1 protein-coding gene and 1 pseudogene are annotated in these 1,808 nt (G+C 71.1%); both read left to right on the plus strand.

The window, feature by feature from the left end:
• The first annotated feature begins 118 nt into the window (after positions 1-118).
• On the plus strand, positions 119-1,492 hold the full coding sequence (locus tag ACFQ7F_RS45800; protein ID WP_383285735.1) for an acetyl-CoA carboxylase biotin carboxylase subunit family protein: 1,374 nt from the start codon (positions 119-121) through the stop codon (positions 1,490-1,492).
• Positions 1,489-1,808, plus strand: a pseudogene (locus ACFQ7F_RS45805) (phosphoenolpyruvate synthase); the annotation flags it as partial. The gene ACFQ7F_RS45800 and the pseudogene ACFQ7F_RS45805, both read left to right, overlap by 4 nt.

The following is a 1,808-nucleotide window of genomic DNA, read 5'->3' on the forward strand; positions in this document are numbered from 1 at the left end:
GGCATTTGCCTGAGTCGCGGGCGCCCACGGTGGCGTTGCGGGCCCCTGACACCTGGTCCCCTTGAGTGAGCGGGTGAACACACCCCGCAACCCACCGGATGAATGGAGACGAACTTCAGTGAGCAAGGTGCTGTTGGTGCATGCCAAGGGTGGTCCGCCGCTCGGCCACGTCCTGTCCCGGACGGCCGCGAAGGCGGAAGTACACCTGCTGGCGCTCAGCGCTCTTCCTCCTGCCGTGGAAGGCTCAGCCCGGAGACTGTGCGCCTCGATCGTGACGCCTTCGGACGCGCAGCGCTCCGACTTGGTGTCCCTGATCGTCTCGGAGGCCAGAGCCGTGGGCGCCGACGCGGTGCTCACCTTCTCCGAGTACGCGGTCGTGGCCGTCGCCGAGGCGTGCGAGGCGCTCGGCCTCGCGGGGGCGGGCAGCGCCGCCGCGCTCGCCCGGGACAAGCGGCTGATGCGGCGCACCTGGCAGGAACACGGCCTGCCGCAGCCCGAGTTCCGTCCCGTCGCCACCGAGGCTGAGCTGCACGCGGCGGCCCGGTCGCTGCCCTGCCCGCTGCTCCTCAAAGCGGCCTGGAGCGCGGGGTCCACCGCGCACCAGATCATCCTCTCCCCGCATGAGGTGTCCGCTGCCTGGGACCGGTCCCGTGAAGTAATGGCCGAATCAGCCCAGTTGGGGTACGCGGAGCTTCATGTGGCCGAGGCCGAAGCGGACTTCGTGGTCGAACAGATCGTGACCGGCACCGCGTCGGCCTGGTTCGACGAGCCCGGCTGGGGCGACTACGTCAGCGTCGAGGGCGTCGTGACGGACGGCACCTTCCACCCGGTCTGCCTCAGCGGCCGGATGCCGACCATCGAGCCGTTCACCGAGCGCGCGGGCATCACCCCCGCCCTGCTCTCCCAGGACGCCCAGGACCGGATCGTGGATCTCGCGCGCCGTGCCGTCGACGCCCTCGGCCTGCGTGACTGCGGGACCCACACCGAGATCAAGCTCGGCGCGGACGGCAGCATGTGGCTGATCGAGACGGCCGCCCGGTTCGGCGGCGCGATGACGGTGCCCCAGATCGAGGAGGTCTTCGGGCTCGACCTCGTCGGCATGCTCGTCGACCACCTCATCGGGCACCAGGTCCAGTGGCCCGAGCAGGCCCTGACCCCTGCGCAGGCGCGCGGCGCGGCAGGCTCCCTCGTCGTCCTCGCGGTCGACGGCCGGGGCGAGGCCTGGCAGGACCGCAAGGTCTGGGACTTCCCCGCCGTCTCGACGCGCGTGCCCCTCAGCCGGGGCAGCGAACTGTCGGTGGTCGAGGAGAGTTCGCTCCGCGACGGCAGCATCGTGCCGGTCTACGACCCTGCCGCGGGCGCCAACACCATGGCGGCCCTGTGCCTGCTGTCCGCCACCGACCCGCGGACGGTGCTCCGCGACTTCGAGACCCTGGTGGACGCCCTGCCCCGGGTACTGCCCGCCGCACGATCCGAGAAGGTCTCCGCATGAGCGCCCAGCTGCTCGCCGGCGCCGCCGAACCGGCCACCGACCGCACGGTCGTCGGCGAGAACCTCTCCCTGCCGCTCTTCCGTACGCTCTCCGGCGTCCTGGCAGGGCACCCCTACCTCAAGGTCGTCGTCGACCGTGCCGAGAACACCTGGCACCTCCTCGACACCGCCGCGCACCCCTTCCACGTCAACTACATCGCCACCCGCGTCCTCGGCATGGAACTCACCGCGCTCGACGCGGACCTTGACGCGTTCAACGCCTCCGTCTACATGGACGCCGGGCGCCGGTTCCTGCTCGGTGTGCTGTCCCTGCACAC

The sequence above is a fragment of the Streptomyces sp. NPDC056486 genome (genome assembly GCF_042795295.1).
Lineage (GTDB): Bacteria > Actinomycetota > Actinomycetes > Streptomycetales > Streptomycetaceae > Streptomyces.